This window comes from Ruegeria sp. R13_0 (assembly GCF_017743995.1).
Taxonomy (GTDB): domain Bacteria; phylum Pseudomonadota; class Alphaproteobacteria; order Rhodobacterales; family Rhodobacteraceae; genus Ruegeria.
In genome coordinates, this window is the sequence record NZ_JAGHRB010000004.1 from 53894 (window position 1) to 79989 (window position 26096).

Here is a 26096-nt window from a genome sequence, read left to right on the forward strand (position 1 = left end):
TATCCTCGCCGAAGGCATAAAATCGCCGCTCAGCGGCCGGGTCAATCCGGTGCCAGCATATACCCTGCTCCGCGAACGGTTTGCAGGTATCGGGGCTGTTTGGGGTCCTGTTCGATCTTGCGGCGCAACCGCGTGATCTGCACGTCGACGGCCCGCTCCTGCGCCTGCCCCTTGTCGCGTCCCAGATCCTCGACCAGTTTTGCCCGGCTGATCGGCTCACCCGGCTTGGCCGAGAAGATCTTCATCAACTGGCTTTCGGTTGCGGTCAGACGCACCGGGTCCTCGCCCTGCCACATTTCACCACGCTCGATGTCGTAGCGGATCGGGCCAAGGGTCAGGATTTTCGCTGCCGCGTCCTGAGCGGGAGCTTCGGGCATCCGCCGCAGAATGGCGTTGATGCGCAGCAACAGCTCTTTCGGCTCAAACGGTTTGGCCAGATAGTCATCGGCCCCGGCCTCAAGCCCAGCGATCCGATGCTCGGTCTCGCCACGCGCCGTCAGGAGAAGGATCGGAGTGCTGTGGGTCTCGCGCAGCGCTTTGGTCAGGCTCACGCCATCCTCGCCGGGCATCATCACATCCAGAACGATCATGTCGAAGTCCAGCCCGGACAGCACACGACGCGCATGCGCCGCGTCGCGCGCGGCGGTCACCAGAAACCCGTTCCGCATCAGGAATTTTTTCAGCAGGTCGCGAATGCGCTCGTCATCATCGACGATCAGCAGGTGGGCATCCATATCGCTCATGAGGTCGTATCCCGCAACTTCTTGTAAGCATGACGCATATCAGCATCCATCATTGCTTCAAGTACTTTGCGAAAACCGGCCACGGCCTCGGGCCCCGCATCCTTGTAGGCGGCCCGCATCCGCGCGCGCTGGGCGTCGGACAATGTCGCCTCAAGTGCGCGGCCTTTTCCCGTCAGAAACAGATGCCGCTCGCGCTTGTCGACGGTCCCAACCCGGCTTTCGACCATGCCGTCTTCGATCAGGGTCCTTAGCACCCGGTTCAGGGATTGTTTCGTCACCCCCAGAATGGCCAGCAGGTTGTTTACCGTTGTGCCGGGGGCGCGGTTGATGAAGTGGATCGCCCGGTGATGCGCCCGCCCGTAAGACATGTCCGACAGGATTCGATCCGGGTCCGCCGTGAACCCCCGATAGGCGAAAAACATCGCCTCAATCCCCTGCCGCAACTGCTCATCGGTTAGGAATAACAGGCTTTCACCCCCAAATACCGGGGCGGGGCGGATTTCGGACATTTCATGCCTCATGTGTTACACGATCTGTAGTTTAAGTCAGCCTTATTGACATTCCAAGGGCAGACAGGTATCGAATCGCAGTTTTTGCGCAAGATTGTGTCCGCTCCGGTCCTAACTAGCGCAACATTCGCAAATTCAACCCGGTTCAGGAGGTTTCGCATGGCGGGGTATGATGATCGTGATGGCACCATCTGGTTGGATGGCAAGCTGGTCCCATGGCGCGAGGCCAATGTCCACATCCTGACACATGCGATGCACTACGCCTCGTCCGTGTTCGAAGGCGAGCGCGCCTATAACGGCAAGATCTTCAAAAGCCGGGAACATTCCGAACGTCTGATCGCCTCGGCCGAGGCGCTGGACATGCCGATGCCCTACGATGTGGATCAGATCGAGGCCGCCAAGGAAGAGGCCCTGAAAGCCAGCGGCCTGAAGGACGCCTATGTCCGCGCGCTGGTCTGGCGTGGTTCGGGCGAGGATATGGGCGTGGCCTCGGCCAAGAACCCCGTGCGGATGGCTGTCGCCGTCTGGCCGTGGGGGGCCTACTACGGCGACGCCAAGATGCAAGGTGCCAAGCTGGACATCGCCGAATGGAAACGCCCCAGCCCTGAGACCATTCCGGTTCACGCCAAGGCGGCGGGCCTCTACATGATCTGCACCATCTCCAAGCACAAGGCCGAGGCTAAGGGCTGCTCGGATGCGCTGTTCATGGATTGGCGCGGTTATGTGGCCGAGGCCACCGGGGCCAACGTCTTCTTCGTCAAGGATGGTGAGGTCCACACTCCGCTGGCGGATTGCTTCCTGAACGGCATCACCCGCCAGACCGTCATCCAGATGCTGAAAGACAAGGGCATTACCGTGCATGAGCGCCGCATCAAGCCCGAGGAAATGGCTGATTTTGAACAATGCTGGCTGACCGGTACGGCGGCCGAGGTTACTCCGGTCGGGCAAATCGGCGACTACACCTTTGAGGTTGGCGATCTGACCCGCGAAATCGCGGAAGATTACGAGAAACTCGTTCGCGCCTGATAAGACCTTGAACCCCCGCTTCGGCGGGGTTTTTGTTGCAGATCGTGCAGAGTGTCTTGCAGATCGTTCAACAGCATGGACCTTGGCGCCCTGCGCTGTATCTTTGTCCTATGTTGGACCTACTCAGCGATATCCTCACCCGCCTGTCCCTGCGCGGTACGTTCTATTTCCGAACCTCCTTCACCCCGCCTTTTGGGATTCAGGTGCCCGGTTTTGAAAACGTGGCCCGGTTTCATTTCGTCCAACGCGGAGAGCTGAAGGTCCACATCCCGGCATCCGGTGAGACCGTGCGTCTGAAACAGGGCGACCTGATCGTGATCCCGCATGGTGCGCAACATGCGCTGCTGTGCAATGAGGTCAGGCCATTTGACGCCTTGCCATTGGAACAGGTCCTCGACATCGCGGGCTATACCGGTGACGGCGTTCTGGTTTATGGCGGCGGGGACGAGGAACGCGATACCCAACTGATCTGTGGGCATTTTTCCTTCACGGGACCGGCTGGCCGGAATGGCACCGGTCATATGCTGATTGACCGATTGCCGCCCTACATCCTGATCCAGAATTACGGCGAAGAAGGCGGATCGTGGATTGAGGCCACCCTGCGCATGATCGGCTCAGAAGTGTCCGGAGCGCGGATTGGCGGCGACCTGATTGCCCTGAAACTGTCCGAAGTGCTGTTTGCGCAGGCGATCCGGGCCTATCTGGAACATCAAAGCCCTGACGATGACGCCCTGGCCGGATTTGCCGACCCGCGGATCTCGCGCGCTTTGACCGCGTTCCACCAAGCCCCCGCGCAGGAATGGAGCGTGGCCAGCCTTGCCAATGAGGCAGCTATGTCGCGCACGGCCTTTGCCCAGCTTTTTGCCGAGAAGATGGGAACCACCCCGATGCAATATCTGACGGACTGGAGGATGCAGATCGCCTGCCACGGTCTGACCGAGGGGCGTTGGAACGTGGCCGACGCCGCAGCCGAGGCCGGATATGCGTCTGAGGCGGCGTTTTCGCGGGTGTTCAAGAAACAGGTCGGAGTATCGCCGGCCGCCTATCGAGAAATGCACTGATCCGCCAACACTTCTGAACGATCTGCAATATTTTGCAAACGATCTGGGCTGCTGCGTTCTCAAGTCAGTTCCTATTCTTGATCTGTCTCTGATTGAGGAAAGGAAATCCAGATGTCCCTCCGTTTTGTCACCCGCAATATTCACGCTTATCTCGACTATCCCGTTGCCATTGCGCTGATGGTGCTGCCCTTTGTGCTTGGTCTGGGCCAATCCAACCCGCTGGCGCTGTGGCTGTCCGTTGTCACCGGCGTTGCCGCTTTCGTCCTGACAGTACTCACCGACCATCACCTGGGGATTTGGCAAGTGTTGCCTTACAAACTGCACCTCGCGGTGGATCTGGCCGTTGGCGTGACCTTCCTGCTGGCCCCCAGCTTGCTCGGCTTTTCGGGAATCGACGCGTTGTTCTACTGGCTGAACGGGGCCGCTGTTGTTGCCGTGATCTCGCTCAGCGCGCCGGAACAGACCGCAGCAGCCTGAGTTCTGTCTATCCCTCGCTACTGAAAGCCGCGCTGTCCTGCGCGGCTTTTCCTTTATTAGGGTCTGTTTTGTTGGGCAAAACAGGCTCACTGGCTTGCCCGGACGTTTTACCTTGCAAAAACCGACAAAAACAGTCAGAAAATAGCAACGCCAGATGAACCGATCAAGCACATGGTTCCGGGGCGGTCAGTGGGCTCAGCAAGTTCAGTCGTGATGGCCTGCCACCGTTCCGGGAACGACCGAGGGAACCGATGCGTACCAGATTTGAAGAGCTGCTATCCGACCCGTGTTGCGCGTCCTGCGATTGCGACGCGCTGGCCTCGGATGTCGAGGCCTATCTAGATCGCAAAACCTGCGACGCAGAAAAATGCCGAGAGCTGAACCAACAGCCCTCGGACGATGTTGTCAGAGAAACACCCAAAAGGGCGCGCGATCAGTAGTCCACGCCGCGCTGGGCTTTGATCCCGGCTTGGAACGGGTGCTTTTCTTCGGTCATCTCGGTGACCAGATCGGCATAATCCCGCAGCTCTTGCGGGGCATCGCGGCCCGTCAGGAATACGCTGGTCTTGTCCGAACGGCCATTCAGCCCCTCGATCACACGCTCAACCGACAGGTATTCGTAGCGCAGCGCGATGTTGATCTCATCAAGCACAACCAGATCGTAGTCCCCGCTGGCCATCAGGTCGCAGGCCTTGTCGAACGCGGCGGTTGCGGCGGCGATGTCGCGTTCCCGATCCTGAGTGTCCCAAGTGAAGCCTTCACCCATTGTGTGCCATCTCACGAGGTCGCGTTCTTCGAAAAAGCGCCGCTCGCCGGTTTTCCACTTGCCCTTGATGAACTGTACAACGGCCACCTTCTGGCCCCAGCCAAGCGCACGGATGACCACACCAAAAGCGGCAGAGGATTTGCCCTTACCCTTGCCGGTATTGATCAGCACCAGGCCACGATCAGGGTCGACCGCTTCGGACACTTTCTTGCGGTGCTTGGCCTGCACCTCTTGCATCTTTTCCTTGTGGTCTTGTGCGTCACTCATGTTGGGCCCTCATTGATTGTTGCGCTCAAACTAAGCGAAGTTGGCGAAAGGTAAAGTCACGGTTTGTGGTCGGTCAGAGACCGCGCCTTGCCGCGCTCCAACCCCAGCTGATGTTCGCGCCAGACCACGACCACATTGCCTGCAATCACCAGCGCAGCCCCCAGCAAGATTGCCAGCGTCGGCAGCTCATCGAACCAGAAATAGCTGATCGCAATGGCGAACAGCATGGTTGTGTAGTCATAAGGCGCCAGCATCGACGCCTGACCAAACCGATAGGACGAGGTGACAAGGATCTGCGCAACCCCACCGATCAGACCCAAAACGACCAATAACAGAGCCTGATCCAGTGTTGGCATGGTCCAACCCCAAAACACGGTCAGCGATGACAGGAGCGTTGCCGTGATCGAGAAATAGAACACGATGGCGGCGGGGTGGTCGACCTTGACCAATTGCCGGATATGGATCTGCACAAAGGCCCGCGCGATGGTTGCAGCCAGAACGCACAACGCTCCAATCGTTGCCGCCACCTCCATTTCAGTGCTGCCGAGCCGGGGCCAGAGCATGATCAGAACCCCCACCAGCCCCAGCATCACCGCACCGATGCGGATCATGCGAATGCGCTCACCCAACAGCAGGGCGGCCAGGACGAGGGTGAAAATCGGGGTCGCATAGCCTATGGCGGTGACCTCGGGCAAAGGCAGCAGGCTGAGGCCAGTAAAGGTCAGGCCCATTGCGCTGGTGCCCAGAACGCCGCGCCAGAAATGGCCCATGGGTTTCTTGACGACAAAACCCTGCGACAGCTCTCCGCGCCAGATCAGCCAGGCGATGATGACGGGAATCGCCAGGAGAGACCGGAAAAAGACCAGCTCACCCGGTGGAAAATCTTCGGACAACGCTTTGACCAAGGCCGACATCGAGGTGAACAGCATCAAGGCTGTCAATTTCAGGCCCACAGCAAGAGCGGGGCGGTGCGATGTCAAGGGTTGTGCCATTGGCCGGGAACCTGCGCTTTTGGCGCGGAAAGATCAACGACGGGATTGTACCAATCAGGGGGTTTCCCATGACGCGGGCACGGGGTGGCCGATTTCATCCGCGAAGGCCCTGAGGAATTCGAGCATCTGCGCCCGGCGTGTTTGCGCCAGAGCATGGCCCGCTTCGGTCAGCATATCGTCGGGCAAGCTCAGCAGCTTTACTTTCCAGTGGTCGATCGAAAAATTCAGGTCGTCCAGATCGCGCGCCTTGGCAAAGGGATCCTCGGGGTCGTAGAGATCCCGGCCCAACGCACCCGCGACCGCAAAGGTGCGCGCAATACCGATGGCCCCCAATGCATCAAGCCGGTCCGCATCTCGCAGGATGCGCGCTTCGGATGTGCGGGGCGGGATGTTGGCCGAGAAGCTGTGGGCCTCGATCGCATGTTGGGTGGCTTGGATCTGTCCGTCAGAAAAGCCCAATTCCTCCAGAATAGGCTCTGATTCCTGCGCGGATCGGCGTGAGGCCAAGTGGCGGTTCGGGTCGTTCTTTGGCAGGTTGATCAGGTCATGCAGATAGCTGGCAGCCAGCAACACAGCCATGTCCGCCTGATCATCTGCAATCGCCTGAGCATTCCGCCAAACCCGATCCAGATGGGCCAGATCATGTGCGGGATCGGTTTGCATACGCTGCGCGACGATGCCGCGCAGGTGTGTGCGCAGATCAGCCAATTTGTCCACGGTTTTCACCGATCTGACCCCGGTGCAGCAGCAGATGGTCAAGGATCACGCAAGCCATCATCGCCTCGCCCACCGGCACCGCGCGGATACCAACGCAAGGGTCGTGGCGGCCTTTGGTGATGATCTCAGTTTCCTCGCCGGATTTGGTGATCGTCTTGCGCGTGGTCAGAATTGACGAAGTCGGTTTGACGGCAAAGCGCACCACGACATCCTGCCCCGTGGAGATCCCGCCAAGGATGCCACCGGCGTGGTTCGAGCTGTATTGCGGGCCGTTCTGACCCATGAAGATCTCATCCGCATTGGCTTCACCGGTCAGTTCAGCGGCGGCCATGCCTTCGCCGATCTCGACGCCTTTGACCGCGTTGATCGACATCATCGCGGCGGCCAGATCAGTATCTAACTTGGCGTAAATCGGTGCGCCAAGCCCGGCGGGGACGCCACGCGCGACGACTTCAATGATCGCACCGACCGAGTTGCCGGATTTGCGCAGGTCATCCAAATAGGCGGCCCAGTCCTCGGCGGCTTGGGCATCGGGTGTCCAGAACGGGTTCTGTTCGATCTGCGACCAGTCGAAATTGGCGCGGTCGAATTTGTGCGGGCCGATCTGGGTCATGTAGCCGGTGATCTGCACATTGGATGCGATTTGTTTGATCGCTTCACGCGCCAGCCCTCCTGCCGCAACGCGCGACGCGGTTTCACGGGCCGAGCTACGCCCTCCGCCGCGATAGTCGCGGATGCCGTATTTCTGCCAGTAGGTGATATCGGCATGTCCCGGACGGAACTTCTCCATGATATCACCGTAGTCTTTCGAGCGCTGATCGGTGTTCTCGATCATCAGCTGAACCGGCGTGCCGGTGGTCTGGCCTTCGAACACGCCCGAGAGGATTTTGACCTGATCAGGTTCGCGCCGCTGCGTGGTGAACTTGTTCTGCCCCGGTTTGCGCTTGTCCAGCCAGTGCTGGATCATCGCCTCGTCGATCTGTACGCCCGGAGGGCAGCCGTCGACCGTCGCGCCCAAGGCGGGCCCGTGGCTTTCGCCCCAGGTGGTGACGCGGAAGAGGTGTCCAAAGCTGTTCATCGACATGGGGCGGGCTCCTTTGCGGGTTGTGATTAGCGGGGAGAGCCTTTGGCCTCAAGTGGATTTGCGTTTGAAATGGGGGAAGGGGGCTCTGCCCCCGTCGCGCAAGCGCGCCTCCCCCGAGGTATTTTCAAACAGAAGAAGGATCAGGTTGCCTTGATCGCTTGGCGGGTTTTCGTGATGTTGAGGGCGGCGTTGGCAGCCTCGCGCCCTTTTTGCACGAAGTGGTCGCGGTAGATGGCGTTGTGGTGGTCGGTTTCCTGATACTGATGCGGGGTGAGCGAAATCGACAGGACCGGAACGCCGGTGTCGAGGCTTGCGCGCATCAGGCCGTCAACCACGGCCTGGGCTACGAAATCGTGCCGGTAGATGCCTCCATCAACCACGAAGGCTGCACAAGCGACGGCTGCGTATTGGCCGGTTTGGGCCAGATCACGTGCGATCAGGGGCATTTCAAACGCGCCGGGGACGTCGAACACGTCAACCTGATCGGCGGGGATGAGTTCCAGAAACCCTTCGAGCGCGCGGTCGACGATATCGGAATGCCAGTTGGCTTTGATAAAAGCATAGCGGGTGTGTGTCATCGTGATCTCCTTAGCAAAACAGACACTTCACCCAAGGCGATCACGAGCAGACACGCCGTATCACCGACGCATCTGGCACGTTCTCTTTCATCCGGACTTTAACCGTCGGCTCTGGCCTCTCACCAGATCTGCTGACACCCCTTCGTGAACACGGCGAGGCCGCTCGCGGGCTTACGGATCATCGCCCGTATACCGCCGGTGGGGAATTTCACCCCGCCCTGAGAACGAGGCGGACCTTGCATAGAATGGACCTCCTCTGCAAGAGATTTGGCAGGAGGAATCTCATGCACCCGAATCCCGCCTTCCGCGCTGAGGAGATCAGCCGACATATCGCCTTTGCCCGCGACCGCGGTTTTGGCGTTTTGGCCGTGTCGACTGATGCCGCGCCTTTGATCAGCCACGTGCCGTTTCTGCTGTCTGAAGATGGCGTGGTGGCTGAGTTGCATCTTGTCCGGTCGAATCCGATTGTTCGGCTGCTGAAGGCGCCGCAGGCGGCCCGGATCGCGGTTTTGGGGCCTGACAGTTATGTCTCGCCCGATTGGTATGAGGTGAGCGATCAGGTGCCGACATGGAACTATGTCGCCGTTCATCTGATCGGCGTTCTGGAACTGCGCCTGGCGGAGGAAATGCGGGACCTGTTGGACCGGCAGTCGGCGTTTTTCGAAGAAAGGCTGCGCCCGAAGCCGCCCTGGCACAGCAGCAAGATGGAGGGCGACGCGCTTGAGCGGATGATGCGGATGATTCTGCCCTGCCGGATGCAGGTTGAGGATATTCAGGGCACGTGGAAGCTGAACCAGAACAAACCTGATGACGTTCGGATGCGGGCGGCGGAGCAGGTCGGGACGTTTGGAATCGGCTCGGAGGTGCAGGCCCTGCAGGCGCTGATGCGCGCTGTGGAGCCCTCAGGCAAATGACGGCTTTTGTTTTCTGCACCCTGCTGTAAGGTCGGCTCAAACAAAGGAGTGCGCGCATGAAACTCTATCACAGTCTGACTTCGCCCTATGTCCGTAAAGTCATGGTTTTGTTGCATGAAACAGAGCAGCTAGAGGATGTTGAGTTGGAAACGGTGGCGGGTACGCCAGTGGCGCCAGCCGCGCCCTTGATCGGCAAGGCACCTTTGACCAAGGTTCCTGCGTTGGAGCGCCCCGATGGCCCGACCCTGTTCGACAGTCGTGTGATCTGCGCCTTTCTGGATGACCGTGCCGGGGGACGGCTCTACCCCGAAGGTGCGCGGCGCTGGGATGTTCTGACGCTTGAAGCGCTGGCCGATGGCGTTCTGGATGCCGCGCTGTTGATGACCTATGAAAGCCGGCTGCGTCCCGAAGACAAGCAATGGGATGAATGGGTGGATTCGCAATGGGTCAAGGTTGAGCGCGCCTGTGCCGTGTTAAACCAGCGCTGGATGGCACATCTGTCGGGTCCGCTGGACATGGGACAAGTGGCCGTGGCTTGCGCGCTGGGCTATCTGGATCTGCGCCACGACGCACGTGGCTGGCGCAAGGGCAATGATGCCCTCGCAACCTGGTTTGCCGAGTTTGACGCGCGTCCGAGCATGGTTGCCACGCGCCCTGTGACGTAAACCTTACTGGCTGAACGTCGCCAGATAGGCGGCGATGTCGTCCGCACCTTTCTTGAGCTTCACGCTCATATTCGGGCGGGCGGTATCGTCTTGCAGGAACTCTTTGATGAACCCGATCGGGTCCTCGGAGTATGCGGCGATGTTTTCCTCGGTCCAGACCAGACCTGCGTCACCGGCGCGGATCATGTCGTCGGTGAACATGCCGATGGGCAGGCGTTCGCTGCCATTGCGATAGTCGTTCTCGGATCCGGCGGTGCGGCCCACGACCCCGTATAGGTTGGGGCCTGTGATGCCGCCTTTGACCAGAACCTCGCCATCCTTGATGATAGCGTGGCAGGCCGAGCAGCGGTTGTAGAGTTTTTCGCCTTTGGCGGGGTCTCCGGCCGCGGCGGCTTGAGTCGACACAGAAATCGTTAACAGAATGGCGGCCAAGTGGGTCTTTGACATGGGGGTCTCCTGATCGGCGTTCGCGCGAAACCGGGCATCAGGTATTCGCGCAATAAGTGCAACAGGAAACAGGCCCGTTCGCGGCGCGAGAAATCGTCTATTTCAGGCATATGATTTGTTGCTGAACAAACCCGGTTTTGTATGTCGGATTTTCCAGATTTTCGCACCAATGAGACCCGCTTGTGCTTTCGGCCCGGGTTCGCTGGTCCCGGTCAGATTGGGGTCACAGGGTGCGAATCAAGCGGGGCTGATTCGACGCGTCATCGAAACATGAGGGCGAGAAACATCAAAAAGACTGCCCCGCGCGATGATAAATTACGCAGATGCGGCGTATTGCGCATTCAACACCGCTGGACGAATACTATTCTGCTCGGTAGAGAATTCCGCTAAGACCCGGCATCCGTGCCGGGTTCCAGCTATTGGCCCGTTCGCACGGGCGCTAGACAATCGGAGAAAACCTCGTGTCCCACGTAGAAGACCACGAAGGCACCCGCAGAGATTTCCTGTACTACGTCGCGGGCGGCGCAGGGGTCGTAGCGACCGGTGCTGCGGTATGGCCTATGATCAATCAGATGAACCCGTCGGCGGATGTGCAGGCTCTGTCCTCGATCCGTACGGATGTAAGCGGGGTTGAGCCGGGTACACAGCTGACGGTCAAGTGGCTGGGTAAACCGGTCTTCATCCGTCACCGCACCGGCGCTGAAATCGCCGAAGCGCAGCAGCAGGACGAAGAAGCGGTGGGCAACCTGCCTGACCCGCTGGCCCGGAACTTCAACATCAACGCAGATGCACCCGCGACCGACGCCAACCGCGTCATGCCATCGCCCGAAGGTGAGGCAGCAGGCGCGTGGATCGTTCAGATGGGCGTTTGTACCCACCTGGGCTGCGTGCCTCTGGGTGATGCAGGAGACTTTGGCGGCTGGTTCTGCCCCTGCCACGGCTCGCACTACGATCTGGCAGGCCGGATCCGTAAAGGCCCCGCGCCTGAGAACCTGCCGATCCCACCGGTTGAGTGGGTCGACGCTTCAACCATCAAACTCGGCTAAGGGAGACCCAACTTATGTCCGGCATTCCCCACGATCACTACGAGCCGAAGTCAAACGGCGAAAAGTGGCTGCACAGCCGCCTTCCCATTGTCGGCCTTCTGTACGACACCCTGATGATCCCAACCCCCAAGAACCTGAACTGGTGGTGGATCTGGGGCATCGTTCTGGCCTTCTGCCTGGCGCTGCAAATCATCACCGGCATTATGCTGGTTATGCACTACACGCCGCATGTCGATCTGGCCTTCGCCAGCGTCGAACACATCATGCGTAACGTGAATGGTGGTTATTTCATCCGCTACCTGCACATGAACGGCGCGTCGCTGTTCTTTGTCGCGGTCTACATTCACATGTTCCGTGGTCTCTACTACGGCTCATACAAGGCCCCGCGTGAGATCACGTGGATCATCGGTATGCTGATCTACCTGATGATGATGGGCACCGCCTTCATGGGCTATGTTCTGCCTTGGGGTCAGATGTCCTTCTGGGGTGCGACCGTGATCACCGGCCTGTTTGGTGCGATCCCGTTTGTGGGTGATGCGCTGCAGACATGGCTGCTGGGCGGACCCGCCGTGGATAACGCCACGCTGAACCGCTTCTTCTCGCTGCACTATCTGCTGCCGTTCATCATTGCGGCACTGGTTATCGTGCATATCTGGGCCTTCCACACCACCGGCAACAACAACCCCACGGGTGTTGAGGTGCGTCGTGGTTCAAAGGCCGAGGCTGAGAAAGACACGCTGCCCTTCTGGCCGTATTTCGTGATCAAGGATCTGTTCGCTCTGGCGGTCATCCTGGTCGTGTTCTGGGCCATCGTGGGCTTCATGCCGAACTATCTGGGTCACCCCGATAACTATATCGAGGCCAACCCGCTTGTGACGCCTGCACATATCGTGCCCGAATGGTACTTCCTGCCGTTCTACGCGATCCTGCGTGCCTTCACCGGCGAGGTCTGGGTTGTTCAGTTCGCCAGCTTCATCACCGGCGGTATCGTTGACGCGAAGTTCTTCGGTGTTCTGGCGATGTTTGGTGCGATCATTGCCATGGCGCTTGCGCCCTGGCTGGACACGTCGACTGTACGTTCGGGTCGGTATCGTCCGATGTTCAAATGGTGGTTCTACCTGCTGATCATCGACTTCTTTGCCCTGATGTGGCTGGGGGCGATGCCTGCGGAAGAGCCCTATGCGACCTTCTCGTTGATCGCATCTGCGTACTGGTTTGCGTATTTCTTCGTGATCCTGCCGCTGCTTGGCGTGATCGAGAAACCTCTGACCCCGCCCGAAACGATCGAAGACGACTTCAACGCGCATTATGGCAAGGCTGACGCCGACGCCACGCCGGCCGAGTAAGAAGAGGGACCGGAAACATGTTCAAGAAACTTGCAATCGGTGCCGCGTTTGCTCTGGCCCTTGCGCCCGCCTCGACCTTTGCGGCAGGTGGCGGTGAGCAGCACATCGAAGACTTCCAGTTCTCGTTCGAAGGGCCGTTTGGCACCTGGGATCAGAACCAGCTTCAGCGCGGCCTTCAGATCTACACCGAGGTCTGCGCGGCCTGTCACGGCCTGAAATACGTCCCCCTGCGCGATCTCGAAGCGCTGGGCTATTCGGAAGAGCAGGTCATCACCTACGCGGCCGACAATTTCGAGGTCTTCGACCCCGAGCTTGACGACTTCCGCCCGGCGATCCCGACCGACCATTTCCCCGAAAACAACGGGGTTGGCGCACCTGACCTGAGCCTGATGGCCAAGGCACGTGCGGGTTTCCACGGCCCTTACGGTCTGGGGATCAACCAGCTGGTCAAAGGTATGGGTGGCGCGGAATACATCGCCTCTCTGCTGGACGGCTACACCGGTAAGGAAAAGACCGAAGCCGGCGCGACACTGTACGAAAACACAGCTTTCCCCGGAGGCTGGCTCTCAATGGCGCCGCCTCTGGCGGATGAGCAGGTCGAGTTCGCCGATGGCCACTCGAACAGCGTCGAGCATATGTCCGAAGACATTTCGGCCTTCCTGATGTGGGCGGCTGAACCCAAGCTGACAGACCGCAAGAACGGTGGTTTTGTTGGGGTGATCTTCTTGATCGTCCTGTCGGTGCTGCTGTATCTGGTCAACAAGCGTCTGTGGGCGCCGCATAAGGGCAAGCTGCGCGAGCAGTGAAGCTTTTGAGCTATTGAAATTGGAGACCCCCGCGCCTTTCAGGATGCGGGGGTTTTTCTTTTTGAAGGGGCAGAGGGGCCAGCCCCTCTTGGGCTGCGGCCAATTCACCCCGAGATATTTTTGGCCAGATGAAGAGCGGATCAGGCTCGCAGTAGGGTTGCTGTTTGCCCTGTGATCGTCGCGGTGACGATCTGGCCTTCGGGATGGGGGGTGTCGAAACTGACCTCAGTGAATTGTTCGGTGCGGCCCATATGCGGGTTTTCCATCAGGATGTGATGGGTTTGGCCGATCTGGGCTGAGAGGTGTTTGGCAACCTGCGCCTCTCCGGCTGTGCGCAGGCGGGCGGCGCGATCCTTGATGATCTTGCCGTTGACCTGCTGTGGGATTCGCGCTGCTGGCGTGCCTTCGCGTTTGGAGTAGGGGAAGACGTGCAGCCAGGTCAGGTTGCACTCCGTGACCAGTTTGAGGGAGTTCTCGAAATGCGACTCGGTTTCCGTGGGGAAGCCAGCGATGATGTCGGCGCCAAAGGTCATGTCGGGGCGCAGGCTGCGCGCCTCTTCTGTGAAACGGATGGCGTCATCGCGCAGGTGGCGGCGTTTCATCCGTTTCAGGATCAGGTCGTCGCCATGCTGCAGGGACAGGTGCAGGTGCGGCATCAGGCGCGGCTCGGTCGCGATGGCCTGCATCAGGTTTTCGTCCACCTCGATAGAATCGATCGAACTGATGCGCAGGCGCGGCAGATCCGGCACGAGTTTCAGAATGCGCATGACCAGATCGCCCAGCTTGGGCTGTGCGGGCAGATCCGCGCCCCATGAGGTCAGGTCAACGCCGGTCAGGACGACCTCGTTATAGCCTTTGTCGACCAGCCGTTTGATCTGATCCACGACCACACCAGCGGGCACGCTGCGTGAGTTCCCGCGGCCATAGGGGATGATGCAGAAGGTACAACGGTGATCACAGCCATTCTGGACCTGCACATAGGCGCGTGAGCGGGTTCCGAACCCGTCGATCAGGTGCCCTGCCGTTTCAGTGACCGACATGATGTCATCGACCTGAACGCTTTCGGTTTCGCCGATGAAGTCCGCCGCCATGCCTTTCCAGGTATCAGGCTGCATCTTCTCGGTATTGCCGATCACCGCATCAACCTCGTCCATGGCCGTGAAGGTCTGCGGTTCCGTCTGCGCAGCGCATCCTGTAACGATCAGGCGCGCTTTGGGGTTTTCGCGGCGCAGCTTGCGAATCTCTTGTCGGGCCTTGCGAACCGCCTCTGCCGTCACGGCGCAGGTGTTCACGATCACCGCATCTTGCAGACCCGCTTGCTGAGACAGCTCTTTCATTGCCTCAGTCTCATAGGCGTTCAGGCGACAGCCCAGAGTGGTAAATTTCGGGGCGCTCATCCCAGTGACCTCAGGAATTCCGGGGTCAGAGTGCCCGAGAACACATGGCAGGTCGGTCCGGTCATCCAGACGCCATCATCGCGCCAATCGATCCAGATTGTGCCGCCGTCCAGCTCGATCTGCACTTTGCGCCCCGTCAGGCCGCGTCGGGCCGCAGCGACGGCTGTGGCGCAGGACGAGGACCCTGAGGCCAGCGTGATACCCACGCCACGCTCCCAGACGCGCATACGGATGTGGTCCGGCCCGATCACCTGCGCCACCTGCACATTGGTGCGTTCGGGGTAGAGGGGATGGTGTTCGTACCGCGCGCCGAACTCGGCCAGTGGAATCGCCTCGGCGTCCTCCACGAAAAACGTGCAATGGGGGTTGCCCATGCCGGTTGCCGAGGGCGCGCCCTCAATCGGCAGTTCCAGCGTGTCCATCTCTTCAGCCAGCGGTACGTCCTGCCAGTCCAGTTGGGGCTGCCCCATATTGACCGAGGTCAGGCCGTTGCCTGCATCCTGCGCGTATAACGTGCCGCGTTCGGTCGTCAGGGTCAGGTTTGTTTTGCCGCTCTCTTCCATCAGGAAATGGGCGATACACCGTGTGGCATTCCCGCAAGCTGCCGAGGTCGACCCGTCCGCGTTGTAGAACACGAGATGCGCGTCGGCCGCTCCGTTTTCGATCACGGCCAACTGATCGAATCCCACACCAAACTGCCGGTGTCCGATTCCCTTCGCCAATGCAGCGCTGATCGGCGTCGCCTGCGCACGCGCGTCGACAATAACGAAGTCATTGCCCAGCCCGTGCATCTTCATGAAGGGCAAACCGGTATCGAGTCTCTGTTGCATGGCGGGCATATAACGTTGGTCCTGCGATGAATCCACCCTGTGGCGTCGATTCCTGAAAAAAGGGCTTGACCCCCCTGCGCCACCTGCCTAATTAGGCCGCCTATCGGGTCGCCAGAAACACTGATTATTCTGGCGAAACGAGGTGCAAAATAAGGTCTTGAACCCGGTCGGGAAAATGCCTTAAAGAGCGCCACGGATCGTAAGGATCCAGACAAAAGAGTGGGCCGTTAGCTCAGTTGGTAGAGCAACTGACTTTTAATCAGTGGGTCGCAGGTTCGAATCCTGCACGGCTCACCACTTTTTTCAGAGAGATCGAAGGACTGGATGAGAGTGCTTTTCGCCTATCGCGGAAGGCTTGTATCCAGGCGAAACTTTTGTGCGTCCATGCCGGTTTTTTGTGGATCGGCATTTACTCCTCTAAAACGGAAAGCACCTAGGTGGCGGTGCCCGTCAGCAGCACCACCTTTGGTTGCTTGCGAGAATTTCACTTATATTCAAACGTGTTAATTGGCGACTTTCTAGTGGATTTCCGCCTGCGCGCTTCGAAAAAATTGGCAGATTCACCTAGATTTGCTATCGTTTAGCTAAAGGGCGTTAGAAACCCGGGGGCTAAAATCGAGCAGAAATCCGGAAAATCCTCACAGGTGGTGTGGGTCAAAATACCCGAGGATCTCAACGGCACGCGGCGTGGGTTGTTCTTCTTGTGGGCCGAGGTCGAGCGGGCGCAGGTGAAAGCCAAAGCTGCGCCTCCGCCCTCTGAGGCGCGTCAGCCCGAGTCGAACAAGACGTTCGGTTGGGTTGATGAGTTTATCTTCTATGAACGCGACAGAGCAGAGCAGCCGGATCAGCGCGCCGAGGCCCCGTCGGGCCGTCACAGTTTTTCGAAGAACAGGATGACCTCGCCTATACGGACGCCAAAACGCGAAACATAGGCGCGGTTCAGCAGGCGGTCATCTTCCAGAAGCCACATCCAATCGTCGAAGTTTACACGCATGGTGCCCTCTTTGATCGGCAAGTCGATCTTGTATTTCCAGTTGAAGGTATCGCCGCGCTCGATCCCTTCGGCCACACCAAGAACACCCGGAGCGGTGCCGGTCCAGGTGTCTTCGCCGGTTTTGGTCAGGGTCCAGATGCGCTGTTCGGTTGCGCCGTCATCGTAGACGAAATCCTCGACCAGGGTCAGGGTTTCGCCGTCCCATGTGCCGTCAATCTCAACCGTGAAACGGCGCGGCACATTGCCCAGAATGTCCTGGAATTGACCATAGGCCACGGTCTTGCCTTCGAAGAACTCCTCGAGGTTCAGTTGCCGGTCGGACAGAAAGCTCTTGGGCACCCGTGGCTTGGCCGAGCAGGCCGCAAGCAGTGTCAGGCTGGCGATTGCGACCAGTGAGATCAGAAAACGCAACCGGGTCATTGCAGCGGCCTGTTTTCAGCGTCCGCATCATACCCGTTTGCGCCTGGTACATGAGCGGTCTGCACCTCAGGCGCTGGGCGCATGGTTGCCACCAGTTCCGCCACCTTGAGGCCGAATTTGCGCATCTCTGAGCGGTTCATGATCGCTCCGTTTTCGGTCAGGTACATCCAGTCGGTCACGTCCAGCGTGTGCCCTCCGGCGTCTTCGGGCAGGATGATCCGGTAGGTCAGCTTGACGGTCGAGCCCGAGATCACGCCCTTGCCCTCACCGACGATATCGTCTGCTTTGGCCGTGAATGTGTTGCCGGTGCCCAGTGTCAGATACCATTTGCGGGTCATTTGTTTGCCGTTGGAATAGGTGAAATACTCGGCCAGAGTGCCGGTGTTGCCGTCCCATTCACCGACCATGCGCGCAACAAAGCTGTTCGACATCTTGCCGTTGGGGCCATAGATCAGCCCCTCGGACAGGATATCTCCGTTCAGGTGTTTGGTCAGGGAAAACTCCGGCCCCGTTCCCGAATAGTCAGCCGGGGATTGTGAGCGAAAGCTCAGGAACCGTCTTTTGATCGCCACGATAACGAGGATGGCGAGCAGAATCACAACAAGCGTATTCATTTGGCTGGGACCTCCGTCGGCAGGGTCAAGACCATCCCGAATGCGCCCAGCTTTAGGATGCAGGGCAGCAGGGCATAGGCGAATGTGAGCGTGTTTAGCGCCTGTGCTGAGTTGGCTTGACCGGGTGAAAAGCCGCTGCGTTCCAGCAGGGGCAGGGTGAAAAAGGCAGCGAGCGCGAGGCCCAGTTTGCCAGCGAAAGACCAGATGCCAAACGCGGCCGAGGCATTCAGCCCCGCGCGTGTCAGAACCACGGAAAACATGGCGGGCAGGATGACGATATCGGCTCCTGCTGCTGCGCCCGAGGCCAGGCAGATCAGGGCAAAGGCGGTCAGCTCTCCGGCCGAGAGGGTGGCCGCGCCGATGAAGGAAGCGATGCCAAGCGGCATGGCGATCATCAGGGTCTGTTTCGGGCCGATCCGATTGCTGAGCCGCGCCCAGAGGGGCACGCTGGCCCCGGCGCTGAGGAAGAACAGGATCAGCAATGGGCCGGCCATGCCGGAAAGCTGCAGTTTGTCCTCGACAAAGAACAGAAACAGCGTGGCGGTCAGGGCGACCGGCAGGCTGTTGATCAGCGCCAGAACCAAAAGGCGGAGGGCGCCTGATTGTCCGAGCGCGGTGAACGAGATGCCTTCGCCCGTGATCGGTGTGCGTCGCCAGATCGGGGTGGTGACGATCAGGGTTAGGAGCGCCAGCGCGCCCAGAAACAGGCCAAAAGCGGGATAGCCCTGTCCCTGCGCACCGAAGGCAACGAACAGAGCCGGGGCACTGGCAGCCAGAACGACTCCGGTCAGTTGCCCGCCTTCGCGGAAGGCGGCAAGGCGCATCAGCTCTTGCGGGTCGGCCTGTTTGGCCAAAGTTGCGCTGCGGCCGTACAGCAGGATGGTGCCCAGGCTGTAGGCCGAAAACAGCAGGACTAGGATGGCGACCAGCGCGCCGACGCTGGCCCCCTCCGGCAGGCCGAACAGCAGCGGAAACCCAACAGCCAGCCCAAGCGCCGCCAGAGCGGCAAACATCAGCTGCGCGCCGGGCCAGCGGTCGATGGCCCAGCCGATCAGCGGGTCTTGCACCAGATCGACCAGCCGGATCACCAGCAGCACGGTTCCGATCACCCCAAGGCCAATGCCCAAATTCACCGCCGCAAAGCGCGGCAGATGAATATAGAGCGGGATACCCGCCGCAGCGAGCATCAGCGCATAGAGGCTGACCCGGGGATACAGCATCACTGCCCCTTCAACTGCCGTGTAAAGCTGGCTGATCGCGTGTTGTCGCCCAGAAAGACCGACATGAAGGCCCGCTTGATGCCCGGATACTTGATAGTGCAGGCCTTCTGGCCGTTGCGCCAAAAGGCGACCTGATCCGGCCCCTGCGATATCGCCAGATATTTGTCACCATTGCCGACGCCCTCGAAGCATTTGTTCAGCTCGGGGCCAATGGGCAACGGGTTGCCCTGACGCGACATCTCCTCCAGCGTCGAGTCGACGATGGCCTTTTTCTTGATATTGCGACGGTAGGTGAGTTCCAGACCGAAATCCTGCGACCAGTTGAAGGGCGCACCGCCGGGTGTATAAAGCCGTGCGTCATACATCGCTAACCCCAGAAAACGGAAGGTCGCGGTGCCGCGCAGCTGAGGGTCGCTCAGGCTGGCGGATTGCGGCAGGGCCTCGGCCCCGCCCGGCATCAGCAGGGCGAGGGACAGCAGGGCTGCGGATACGGTTGTTCTATTCGGCGGCCACATGGATGGCCGGATCTTTTTCAAGAATGCCATTGTCAGCTCCGGTAATGTGCGGGGCGCCGCGCAAGCGGTCAACGACATGCATCGCGCTGGCGATCCCGTCTTCGTGAAACCCGTGCCGGTTATAAGCTCCGGCGTACCAGGTGTGATTCTGTCCCTGCATATCGCGGATTTGCCCCTGGGCTTTCAGCGCGGCCTTGTCGAAAACCGGGTGGGCAAATTCGACCTGATCGTAGATCTTGTCCTCGGCAATTTGCGAAGACGCGTTCAACGATACAAAAAGCGGATCGCTGTCCGGGATGTTCTGCAAGCGGTTCATCCAATAGGTCACGCCGACATCCCCGGCTTGTGAGCGATAGGTCCAGCTGGACCAGCAGGCGCGCCGCTTTGGCATCTGGCTTTCGTCACAATGCAGGATCGCGTGATTGGGCTGATAGCGGATCGCGCCAAGGGCCGCGGCCTCATCCGCCGTGGCGTTGTCGCCCAGAATGGCCAGCGACTGATCCGAGTGGGTCGCTAGAATGATCTCGTCAAACTGATCGGCATGGCCCTGGCTGGTGACCGTGACGCCGGTCTCATGACGCTGTACGTGATCTACCGGAGCCGCCAGACGGATGTCGCATCCGCGCGATCGCAGCGCGGCATCAATTCGGCGCACATACTCGATACTGCCGCCTTTAACCGTGTACCACTGATGCTGGTTGGCGCGGCCGCTGGCCAGCAGGGCATGGTTGCGGAAGAACTGCACCAGCGAGCGGGCTGGGAATTGATCCACAAACTCAACCGGCGTGGACCAGATCGCGCCGCACATCGGCATGAGGTAGTTGTGGCGGAACCAATGACCAAGACGCATTTGATCCACCAGTTCTCCGATGGTTGTGTCGTCATCCTTCGCCGCATCCGGGGCTTCTTTACTAAAGCGCAGGATATCCGAGATCATCTTGTAATAAGACGGGCGCAGCAGGTTGCGTTTCTGAGCTGTCAGGGTGCGCAGCGTGTTCAACCCGTATTCAATGCGGCCATTATCGATGGTCGCGCCAAAGCTCATCTCGCTTTTCTCAACGGGGACGTTCAGCTCATCAAACAGCTTGGTCAGGTGGGGGTAGGTCGCGTAGTTGAAGACGATAAAGCCGGTATCGACCGGTTGGTCTCCGTTCGTACCCGCCATCACTGTTCGGGCATGCCCGCCTAGGCGCGGTTCAGCCTCGTAAACGGTAATATCGTGCTGTTCTGAAAGGTAGTAAGCTGCGGAAAGTCCTGAAATGCCTGCACCTATGACTGCGATTTTCTTGCGCTCGCCTCGCGTTTCGTCGAACATGTGATCCCCTTAAGTGCGACATTTATCTAGGGATACGTAGCAGGTTCTGACGCGGATCAATCAGGTTAGATTATATTTCCCAACGCACTATATTGTGACTTCGTGGCAAAATTCACTCAGCTGGGGATGATCCGACCGGTTGGCTTGGTCGTAAAATACACATGATGGCAAAAGCAGAACCGAAACCGCGCATGGGGCGTTGTGCCATGGTTCCACGATAGGGCAGGCATGACCGGTTTCGAAGGAAAGACTTATTGGATTGTTGGCGCGAGCGAAGGTCTCGGGCGCGCTTTGGCCCAAGGGCTAAGCGAGCGCGGTGCGCATCTTGTCCTGTCGGCGCGCAATGCGGATCGGCTGGCCGAGATCTGCGCAACCCTTCCCAATGCGCGTGCGGTACCTTTTGACGTGACCGACCTTGAGGCCGTGCGCCGCGCCCTGGCTGAAGTTGGAGAGGTTGATGGTCTTGTCTACAACGCCGGAGCCTATGAGCCGATGCGCACCGGTGATTGGGATACCGAGGCGGTCTTGTCGATGACCGACGTGAACTACACCGGTGCCCTTCGGGTGTTGGGTGAAACCGTGCCTGGCTTCGTTGGTGCCGGACGTGGGGATATCACTCTGATCGGTTCTCTGTCCGGCTATCGCGGTTTGCCTGCGGCGGTGGGCTATGCGGCCAGCAAGGCGGCCTTGGTCTCGCTGGCCGAGACCATGCGGTTTGATCTGGCGGGTACGGGCGTGACGGTTCGGATCGTCAATCCCGGCTTTATCAAAACCCGCCTTACCGAGAAGAACAACTTCAAGATGCCCATGCTGATGTCGGCTGAAGACGCGGCAGAGCGCGTGATCAAAGCGATGTCGCGCCGCCGGTTCCGTACTGATTTCCCGGCCCCGTTTTCCTGGGTGATCCGGTTGCTGGACTATCTGCCGGATATCCTGATTTATCGCGGAAAATAGACCCTAATTAGGGCTTCTAGCCAAATTGCCCCTGGCAGAACCAGCCTGCAGACATGGTGCCTCCGTGGCCATAAAACAGCCAGAGCCTCTCGCCCTGTTCGGTCACCACAACCCAGTAGTCGCGCACGCCGCTGCGCCAGTTGGGGTCATCCAGCCACCATTCCGGCGCGATCCGTTCGGGGCCGGTGGCTTGTGCCAATTGCCAATCCCGCCCGCGCCAGCGAAAGGCGGAGGGCACATCCGGGGTTTCCGGGGCCATCACCGGCTCGGGCTGCCACATCTGCAGGGGGCGCGGGCGTGGCGGCGCAGGCCAGTCTCGCGCCGGTTCGGACCACGCCGCCGCGAGCACCTGCGCGGTTTTCTCGGGGATATGCGATGCCGCAGGGTGACGCCGAGTGATGACCTCTAGCCCCACCCGTGCGCCCAGTTTGGCCATAAGGTCTTCGACAGCGGTGTTGCCCTCAAGCCGGTTGCGGGCCACACGGCGGGCCTCGGCATGACCGGCGATGGTGCGGGCGTGGATGGGTTCCGTCTGCACCGCCTCCAGCCGCAGCATGTCAATGCCATAGCCCGCGTCGATCTTGTCGATTTTCATCTCTAACAACGGGCGAATGCGGTGTTTGTCATGAGTTGGCCGGGCCAGCCCAACCTCGATGACCTCGGCCGCCTGATCGGCACGATGAGCCTCAAGCCGCAGGGTTCGGACGCCGCGCCCCTTTTCTTCCAGCTTGGCACACAGCGTCGGCAGAACCCGGTCGATGGCGGCCATCACATCTTCGACCAACCCAATCGGATTGGGCAGAGTCATCCGCACCGCGAAGTGATGTGGCGGACGGGCCGGAGAAACCGGCTCGGGCGCGCTGCCCATCGCCTGATCCAGCCGCAAGACCAGCCCACGTCCGAACCTGCGGGCGAGGGAGGCGCGGGGCTGCCCCAGCAGATCCCCGATCCGGCGCAGGCCCAGACGGTTCAGCTGCGCGACCACCTGATCCTCTAGCCGCAGCGCCGCGATGGGCAGCGGGCTGAGCGCCCCATAAGACTGCCCCGGCGCGGCGATCCGCGCCCCGCCACCCAAGGCCACCACCTGCGGCGCGGCCCCGCCCTTGGTCCAGTGTCGTCGCTTGCTGGCCCGGGCACGGGTGGCGCGGGCCTCTTGACTGATGGCGTCGCCGTTGCGGTCTGATATGGCCTCTTGCCCGGCATAGCGCGCCAGTGCCCAGGCCGCGCCCAACGTGTCGGCAATGCCCATCTGCACGCTCAGGCCCATATCGGAGCAGTCGACCTCAAGCACGCGCAGCAACGCCTCTTCCCCACCAAACAGATGCGCGCAACCCGAGAGGTCAACGATCAGCCCGTCCGGAGCCTCTTCGGCGACCCAAGGGCTGAACTTGCCTGCCCAGCGGCGCAACGCGGTCAGGAACGCGGCCTCGGCCGGGGCATTGCGGTGACGCGTGATCAAGGACGCACACATGGCATGGGCATCGCGCACTGGCTGACCCACCTGCAGCCCGGCGGCCTGAGCCTCAGCGTTCAGAGAGGTGATCACCTGCATGTTCGACTGCTCGGCCACTACAGCCAAAGGCCCGACATGCAGCCCCCGCGCGGCGCGGATCAGCCGTTCAGCCCCCAGACGGGGGAACCAGAGTGAGAGTATTCGGCGTTTTGGCATCGGCAGATATCAAAATGTTCCCATTTTGTTCTTGCCCGAGAATCAGCGCCCGAGTCCACCCCTACCCGCAAGTCAGGCGCTGAATGATGCCCGCCTCGTTCACGAAGACATTCAGCCGGTCGATGCGGTAATCCTGAGTCGCAATGTCATTGGGTCCCAATACCCGCGCGCGCTCGGGCAGGCTGGCCTGAATGGTCGAAACCGGCTGGCCGATGGCCTCTGCAAACGGATCGCCTTTGCAGAAGGCCAGATCGACAGGCGCGGCCTCGGGCGACAGGCGCGCCTCTTCCGGGGGAGGGGTCTCGGCGCAGGCGGCCAGAAGGATCAGGATCGGGATAAATCGGTGCATTGGCGTTCCCCAGTATGACAATGTCGTTTCTGCAATATCAAATGTTTAGCCAATCTGCCATGAAAGTGCAGTTGAAAACACCCTGCATTTGACGCAGGGTCGGGTCAAACAAGACTGGGAGACAAGCACCATGCGCACCCGTGCAGCCGTCGCCGTTCAGGCTGGCAAACCTTTGGAAGTGATGGAGGTGAACCTCGAAGGCCCCAAGGCGGGCGAGGTTTTGGTCGAAGTGAAGGCCACCGGCATCTGCCATACCGATGAATTCACCCTATCCGGCGCAGATCCCGAAGGCCTGTTCCCGGCCATTCTGGGCCACGAAGGCGCAGGCGTTGTGGTCGAGGTCGGCCCGGGCGTCACCAGCCTGAAGCCGGGCGACCATGTGATCCCGCTCTACACACCCGAATGTCGTGAGTGTGAGTACTGTCTGCATCCAAAGACCAATCTGTGTCAGGCGATCCGTGAGACACAGGGCAAGGGCTTGATGCCCGATGGCACCTCGCGCTTCTCGACTTTGGATGGCGACCCGATCCTGCACTACATGGGCTGCTCGACCTTCGCCAACCACACTGTCCTGCCTGAGATCGCGCTGGCGAAAGTGCGTGAGGACGCACCCTTCGATAAGATCTGCTACATCGGCTGTGGCGTCACCACCGGCATCGGCGCTGTGATCAACACCGCCAAGGTGGAAATCGGCAGCCGCGCCATCGTGTTCGGTCTGGGTGGTATCGGTCTGAACGTGATCCAGGGCCTGCGCCTTGCCGGAGCCGATCAGATCGTTGGTGTCGACCTGAACCCATCGAAGGTCGAAATGGCCACTAAGTTCGGGATGACCGATTTCGTGAACCCGAAAGAGGTTGAAGGCGATCTGGTGCCCTATCTGGTCAACCTGACCAAAGGCGGCGCGGACTATACGTTTGACGCGACTGGCAATGTCGGGGTGATGCGCGACGCACTGGAATCAGCGCATAAGGGCTGGGGTGAGTCGATCATCATCGGCGTTGCACCTGCCGGCGCCGAGATCTCGACCCGTCCGTTCCAGCTGGTCACCGGACGTTCCTGGCGCGGCACCGCCTTTGGCGGCGCGCGGGGCCGGACCGATGTACCCAAGATCGTCGACTGGTACATGGAAGGCAAAATCGAGATCGACCCGATGATCACCCACACCATGGGTCTGGACGACATCAACCACGGTTTCGATCTGATGCATAAAGGCGAGAGCATCCGCTCGGTGGTGGTCTACTAAGGCTCTAAACCAATTGAATTCGCTTAAGCGGCGCGCTGTATGGCGCGCCGTTTTTCATTCGCCGGGTCGCGATGCGCCCGTATCCGATCGTGGTGACCGCACTCGCAGCACCGGCGTGTTGACCGAGGTGGTGTTCGACCGGCTTTCGCGCCAGACGACGAAGATGCCCGAGGCGATGATGACGCTTGCGCCGACCGCGACCCAGCCGTCGGGTCGTTCGCCAAAGAAGATCATGCCGAACAAGGTGGCCCAGATGATCTGGCTGTATTGGCTCGGGGCCACGACACCCGCCGGGGCCGCGCGATAGGCCAGAATGATCAGATGTTGTGCGATGACCGAGAACACGCCGACCAGCGCCATCATCGCCAGATGCAGCAGTGATGGCGGTTGATAGACTGCCGGTTGCATCAAGCTCATGACCACGATGGCCAGCAGCATCGGGTATAGGATCAGCACGGCCGAGCGTTCCTCATTCCCGATCTTGCGCACCAGAACAGAGCCTAACGCGCTGCAAAACGCGGCTGTCAGGGCGGCCATGTGGCCGAGCGTGATATCCGTCGCGCCGGGGCGAAGAACGATCAGAACACCGATCAAGCCAACGCCGACCGCGGCCCAACGTTGGAAACGCACGACCTCTCCTAGAATCGGAATCGATAGCACTGTGACGAACAGGGGGAAGGCAAACAGCAGCGAGTAGACCTCGGCCAGAGGCAGAACCGAAAAGGCATAGAAAGCGCAGACCATGGATGTGACCATCAGCGCGGACCGGAGCAGGACCAGCCATGGGTGGTGTGGCAGGAAATTCCCGGTTGTGCGGTCTGTCAGGATCGTCACTGCCATGGGTACAAAGGAAAACAACGTGGCGAAGAAGATGATCTGCATCACCGAATAGGTCCCGCCCAGCACTTTGATCAGCGCGTCATGGCTGGCAAAGACCGCGAATCCCAGAAACGCGAAACCAAGTCCCCTGAGGGTGGTGTTTTGAGTGCTCATGATCTGGCCTCAGGCGATGTCGGTGTGGTGGCTTTAAGCCGGCGCAGCCAAATGGGCTGTCTTTTCCCTGAGTAGACGCATTTTCCCGGACCGTATAGCCCCTATTTTACCGCTAACACGGCAAAGCCGCCATGTTGTG

29 protein-coding genes, 1 tRNA gene and 1 riboswitch are annotated in these 26096 nt (G+C 60.0%); of the genes, 12 read left to right on the forward strand and 18 right to left on the reverse strand.

Annotation, left to right across the window (positions count from 1 at the left end; translation table 11 throughout):
- Window positions 1-41 precede the first annotated feature (41 nt).
- Together J7394_RS06340 and J7394_RS06345 are read right to left on the reverse strand one after the other, a co-directional pair.
- Entirely contained in the window at window positions 42-743 is a 702-nt protein-coding gene (locus tag J7394_RS06340; RefSeq protein WP_170379735.1) for a response regulator, read from the reverse strand.
- Window positions 740-1252 carry a MarR family winged helix-turn-helix transcriptional regulator gene (locus tag J7394_RS06345; RefSeq protein WP_209251690.1) on the reverse strand — a complete coding sequence of 171 codons (513 nt, stop codon included), beginning with the start codon at window positions 1250-1252 and terminating at the stop codon, window positions 740-742. Before J7394_RS06345 ends, J7394_RS06340 begins: the two co-directional genes overlap by 4 nt.
- Window positions 1253-1411: 159 nt before the next feature.
- Here J7394_RS06345 and J7394_RS06350 point away from each other — a divergent pair, with 159 nt between their 5' ends.
- The 4 genes from J7394_RS06350 to J7394_RS06365 all read left to right on the forward strand — a co-directional run bounded on the left by J7394_RS06350 (window position 1412) and on the right by J7394_RS06365 (window position 4256).
- Window positions 1412-2278: a branched-chain amino acid aminotransferase gene (locus tag J7394_RS06350; protein WP_170459390.1), complete on the forward strand. Its 867-nt coding sequence runs from the start codon at window positions 1412-1414 to the stop codon at window positions 2276-2278.
- A 110-nt stretch (window positions 2279-2388) separates the two neighbouring features.
- Window positions 2389-3339, forward strand: a complete 951-nt coding sequence (locus J7394_RS06355; RefSeq protein ID WP_209251691.1) for an AraC family transcriptional regulator — start codon at window positions 2389-2391, stop codon at window positions 3337-3339.
- A 111-nt stretch (window positions 3340-3450) separates the two neighbouring features.
- Complete coding sequence (locus tag J7394_RS06360; protein WP_209251692.1) at window positions 3451-3816, forward strand: hypothetical protein; 366 nt, start codon at window positions 3451-3453, stop codon at window positions 3814-3816.
- Window positions 3817-4067: 251 nt separating this feature from the next.
- Window positions 4068-4256 carry a hypothetical protein gene (locus tag J7394_RS06365; protein WP_209251694.1) on the forward strand — a complete coding sequence of 63 codons (189 nt, stop codon included), beginning with the start codon at window positions 4068-4070 and terminating at the stop codon, window positions 4254-4256.
- Here J7394_RS06365 and cobO read toward each other — a convergent pair.
- The 5 genes from cobO to J7394_RS06390 all read right to left on the reverse strand — a co-directional run bounded on the left by cobO (window position 4250) and on the right by J7394_RS06390 (window position 8220).
- Complete coding sequence (gene cobO / locus J7394_RS06370; protein WP_209251696.1) at window positions 4250-4849, reverse strand: cob(I)yrinic acid a,c-diamide adenosyltransferase; 600 nt, start codon at window positions 4847-4849, stop codon at window positions 4250-4252. The genes J7394_RS06365 and cobO overlap by 7 nt on opposite strands.
- Before the next feature lie 56 nt (window positions 4850-4905).
- Window positions 4906-5841: a DMT family transporter gene (locus J7394_RS06375; RefSeq protein WP_209251698.1), complete on the reverse strand. Its 936-nt coding sequence runs from the start codon at window positions 5839-5841 to the stop codon at window positions 4906-4908.
- 54 nt (window positions 5842-5895) lie between these two features.
- Window positions 5896-6558: an HD domain-containing protein gene (locus J7394_RS06380; protein WP_209251700.1), complete on the reverse strand. Its 663-nt coding sequence runs from the start codon at window positions 6556-6558 to the stop codon at window positions 5896-5898.
- Window positions 6542-7642, reverse strand: coding sequence for a chorismate synthase (gene aroC, locus J7394_RS06385; RefSeq protein ID WP_209251702.1), 1101 nt, complete (start codon window positions 7640-7642; stop codon window positions 6542-6544). The genes J7394_RS06380 and aroC overlap by 17 nt, the downstream gene beginning before the upstream one ends.
- A 140-nt stretch (window positions 7643-7782) precedes the next feature.
- Window positions 7783-8220, reverse strand: coding sequence for a 6,7-dimethyl-8-ribityllumazine synthase (locus tag J7394_RS06390; RefSeq protein WP_209251704.1), 438 nt, complete (start codon window positions 8218-8220; stop codon window positions 7783-7785).
- A 75-nt stretch (window positions 8221-8295) separates the two neighbouring features.
- Window positions 8296-8450, reverse strand: a riboswitch (FMN riboswitch).
- A gap of 54 nt (window positions 8451-8504) precedes the next feature.
- Here J7394_RS06390 and J7394_RS06395 point away from each other — a divergent pair.
- A complete protein-coding gene (locus J7394_RS06395) occupies window positions 8505-9134 on the forward strand; it encodes an FMN-binding negative transcriptional regulator (RefSeq protein WP_209251706.1) in 630 nt (209 codons plus the stop codon).
- 56 nt (window positions 9135-9190) lie between these two features.
- The gene (locus J7394_RS06400) at window positions 9191-9799 is read left to right on the forward strand and encodes a glutathione S-transferase (RefSeq protein ID WP_209251708.1); all 609 of its coding nucleotides are present in this window, start codon (window positions 9191-9193) and stop codon (window positions 9797-9799) included.
- A 3-nt stretch (window positions 9800-9802) separates the two neighbouring features.
- On the opposite strand, the gene J7394_RS06405 is transcribed toward J7394_RS06400, so the two are convergent.
- Window positions 9803-10246: a c-type cytochrome gene (locus tag J7394_RS06405; RefSeq protein ID WP_209251710.1), complete on the reverse strand. Its 444-nt coding sequence runs from the start codon at window positions 10244-10246 to the stop codon at window positions 9803-9805.
- Window positions 10247-10707: 461 nt separating this feature from the next.
- On the opposite strand from J7394_RS06405, the gene petA reads away from it, so the two are divergent.
- From petA to J7394_RS06420, 3 genes are read left to right on the forward strand one after another with little or no spacing between them, the layout of a single operon-like run.
- On the forward strand, window positions 10708-11292 hold the full coding sequence (gene petA, locus J7394_RS06410; RefSeq protein ID WP_170555266.1) for a ubiquinol-cytochrome c reductase iron-sulfur subunit: 585 nt from the start codon (window positions 10708-10710) through the stop codon (window positions 11290-11292).
- Window positions 11293-11306: 14 nt separating this feature from the next.
- Window positions 11307-12638: a cytochrome b gene (petB, locus tag J7394_RS06415; RefSeq protein ID WP_209251711.1), complete on the forward strand. Its 1332-nt coding sequence runs from the start codon at window positions 11307-11309 to the stop codon at window positions 12636-12638.
- A gap of 17 nt (window positions 12639-12655) precedes the next feature.
- Window positions 12656-13444: a cytochrome c1 gene (locus J7394_RS06420; protein WP_209251712.1), complete on the forward strand. Its 789-nt coding sequence runs from the start codon at window positions 12656-12658 to the stop codon at window positions 13442-13444.
- 140 nt (window positions 13445-13584) lie between these two features.
- Here J7394_RS06420 and mtaB read toward each other — a convergent pair whose 3' ends face one another.
- Window positions 13585-14841, reverse strand: coding sequence for a tRNA (N(6)-L-threonylcarbamoyladenosine(37)-C(2))-methylthiotransferase MtaB (mtaB, locus tag J7394_RS06425; RefSeq protein WP_209251713.1), 1257 nt, complete (start codon window positions 14839-14841; stop codon window positions 13585-13587).
- Window positions 14838-15680: a diaminopimelate epimerase gene (gene dapF, locus J7394_RS06430; protein ID WP_209251714.1), complete on the reverse strand. Its 843-nt coding sequence runs from the start codon at window positions 15678-15680 to the stop codon at window positions 14838-14840. Before dapF ends, mtaB begins: the two co-directional genes overlap by 4 nt.
- A 212-nt stretch (window positions 15681-15892) precedes the next feature.
- Here dapF and J7394_RS06435 point away from each other — a divergent pair.
- Window positions 15893-15968: transfer RNA gene (locus tag J7394_RS06435), tRNA-Lys, on the forward strand.
- A gap of 574 nt (window positions 15969-16542) precedes the next feature.
- Here the strand turns inward: J7394_RS06435 and J7394_RS06440 are convergent.
- The 5 genes from J7394_RS06440 to J7394_RS06460 are packed head-to-tail and all read right to left on the reverse strand — an operon-like array spanning window position 16543 to window position 20749.
- On the reverse strand, window positions 16543-17085 hold the full coding sequence (locus J7394_RS06440) for a DUF3833 domain-containing protein (RefSeq protein WP_209251715.1): 543 nt from the start codon (window positions 17083-17085) through the stop codon (window positions 16543-16545).
- Window positions 17082-17699 carry a DUF3833 domain-containing protein gene (locus J7394_RS06445; RefSeq protein ID WP_209251716.1) on the reverse strand — a complete coding sequence of 206 codons (618 nt, stop codon included), beginning with the start codon at window positions 17697-17699 and terminating at the stop codon, window positions 17082-17084. The genes J7394_RS06440 and J7394_RS06445 overlap by 4 nt, the downstream gene beginning before the upstream one ends.
- Entirely contained in the window at window positions 17696-18919 is a 1224-nt protein-coding gene (locus J7394_RS06450; protein ID WP_209251718.1) for an MFS transporter, read from the reverse strand. The genes J7394_RS06445 and J7394_RS06450 overlap by 4 nt, the downstream gene beginning before the upstream one ends.
- Window positions 18919-19464 carry a hypothetical protein gene (locus J7394_RS06455; RefSeq protein WP_209251720.1) on the reverse strand — a complete coding sequence of 182 codons (546 nt, stop codon included), beginning with the start codon at window positions 19462-19464 and terminating at the stop codon, window positions 18919-18921. Before J7394_RS06455 ends, J7394_RS06450 begins: the two co-directional genes overlap by 1 nt.
- On the reverse strand, window positions 19418-20749 hold the full coding sequence (locus tag J7394_RS06460; RefSeq protein ID WP_209251722.1) for an NAD(P)/FAD-dependent oxidoreductase: 1332 nt from the start codon (window positions 20747-20749) through the stop codon (window positions 19418-19420). The genes J7394_RS06455 and J7394_RS06460 overlap by 47 nt, the downstream gene beginning before the upstream one ends.
- 228 nt (window positions 20750-20977) lie before the next feature.
- On the opposite strand from J7394_RS06460, the gene J7394_RS06465 reads away from it, so the two are divergent.
- Window positions 20978-21703 (forward strand): SDR family oxidoreductase, encoded by a 726-nt coding sequence (locus J7394_RS06465; RefSeq protein WP_209251724.1) that lies wholly within the window; start codon window positions 20978-20980, stop codon window positions 21701-21703.
- A gap of 16 nt (window positions 21704-21719) precedes the next feature.
- On the opposite strand, the gene J7394_RS06470 is transcribed toward J7394_RS06465, so the two are convergent.
- Both J7394_RS06470 and J7394_RS06475 read right to left on the reverse strand, forming a co-directional pair.
- Window positions 21720-23372, reverse strand: a complete 1653-nt coding sequence (locus tag J7394_RS06470; RefSeq protein WP_209251726.1) for a DUF6504 family protein — start codon at window positions 23370-23372, stop codon at window positions 21720-21722.
- A gap of 61 nt (window positions 23373-23433) precedes the next feature.
- The gene (locus tag J7394_RS06475; RefSeq protein ID WP_209251728.1) at window positions 23434-23721 is read right to left on the reverse strand and encodes an I78 family peptidase inhibitor; all 288 of its coding nucleotides are present in this window, start codon (window positions 23719-23721) and stop codon (window positions 23434-23436) included.
- A gap of 130 nt (window positions 23722-23851) precedes the next feature.
- Here J7394_RS06475 and J7394_RS06480 point away from each other — a divergent pair, with 130 nt between their 5' ends.
- Window positions 23852-24964 (forward strand): S-(hydroxymethyl)glutathione dehydrogenase/class III alcohol dehydrogenase, encoded by a 1113-nt coding sequence (locus J7394_RS06480; RefSeq protein ID WP_170379545.1) that lies wholly within the window; start codon window positions 23852-23854, stop codon window positions 24962-24964.
- Window positions 24965-25018: 54 nt separating this feature from the next.
- Here J7394_RS06480 and J7394_RS06485 read toward each other — a convergent pair whose 3' ends face one another.
- On the reverse strand, window positions 25019-25957 hold the full coding sequence (locus tag J7394_RS06485) for a DMT family transporter (RefSeq protein ID WP_209251729.1): 939 nt from the start codon (window positions 25955-25957) through the stop codon (window positions 25019-25021).
- Between the last annotated feature and the right edge of the window lie 139 nt (window positions 25958-26096).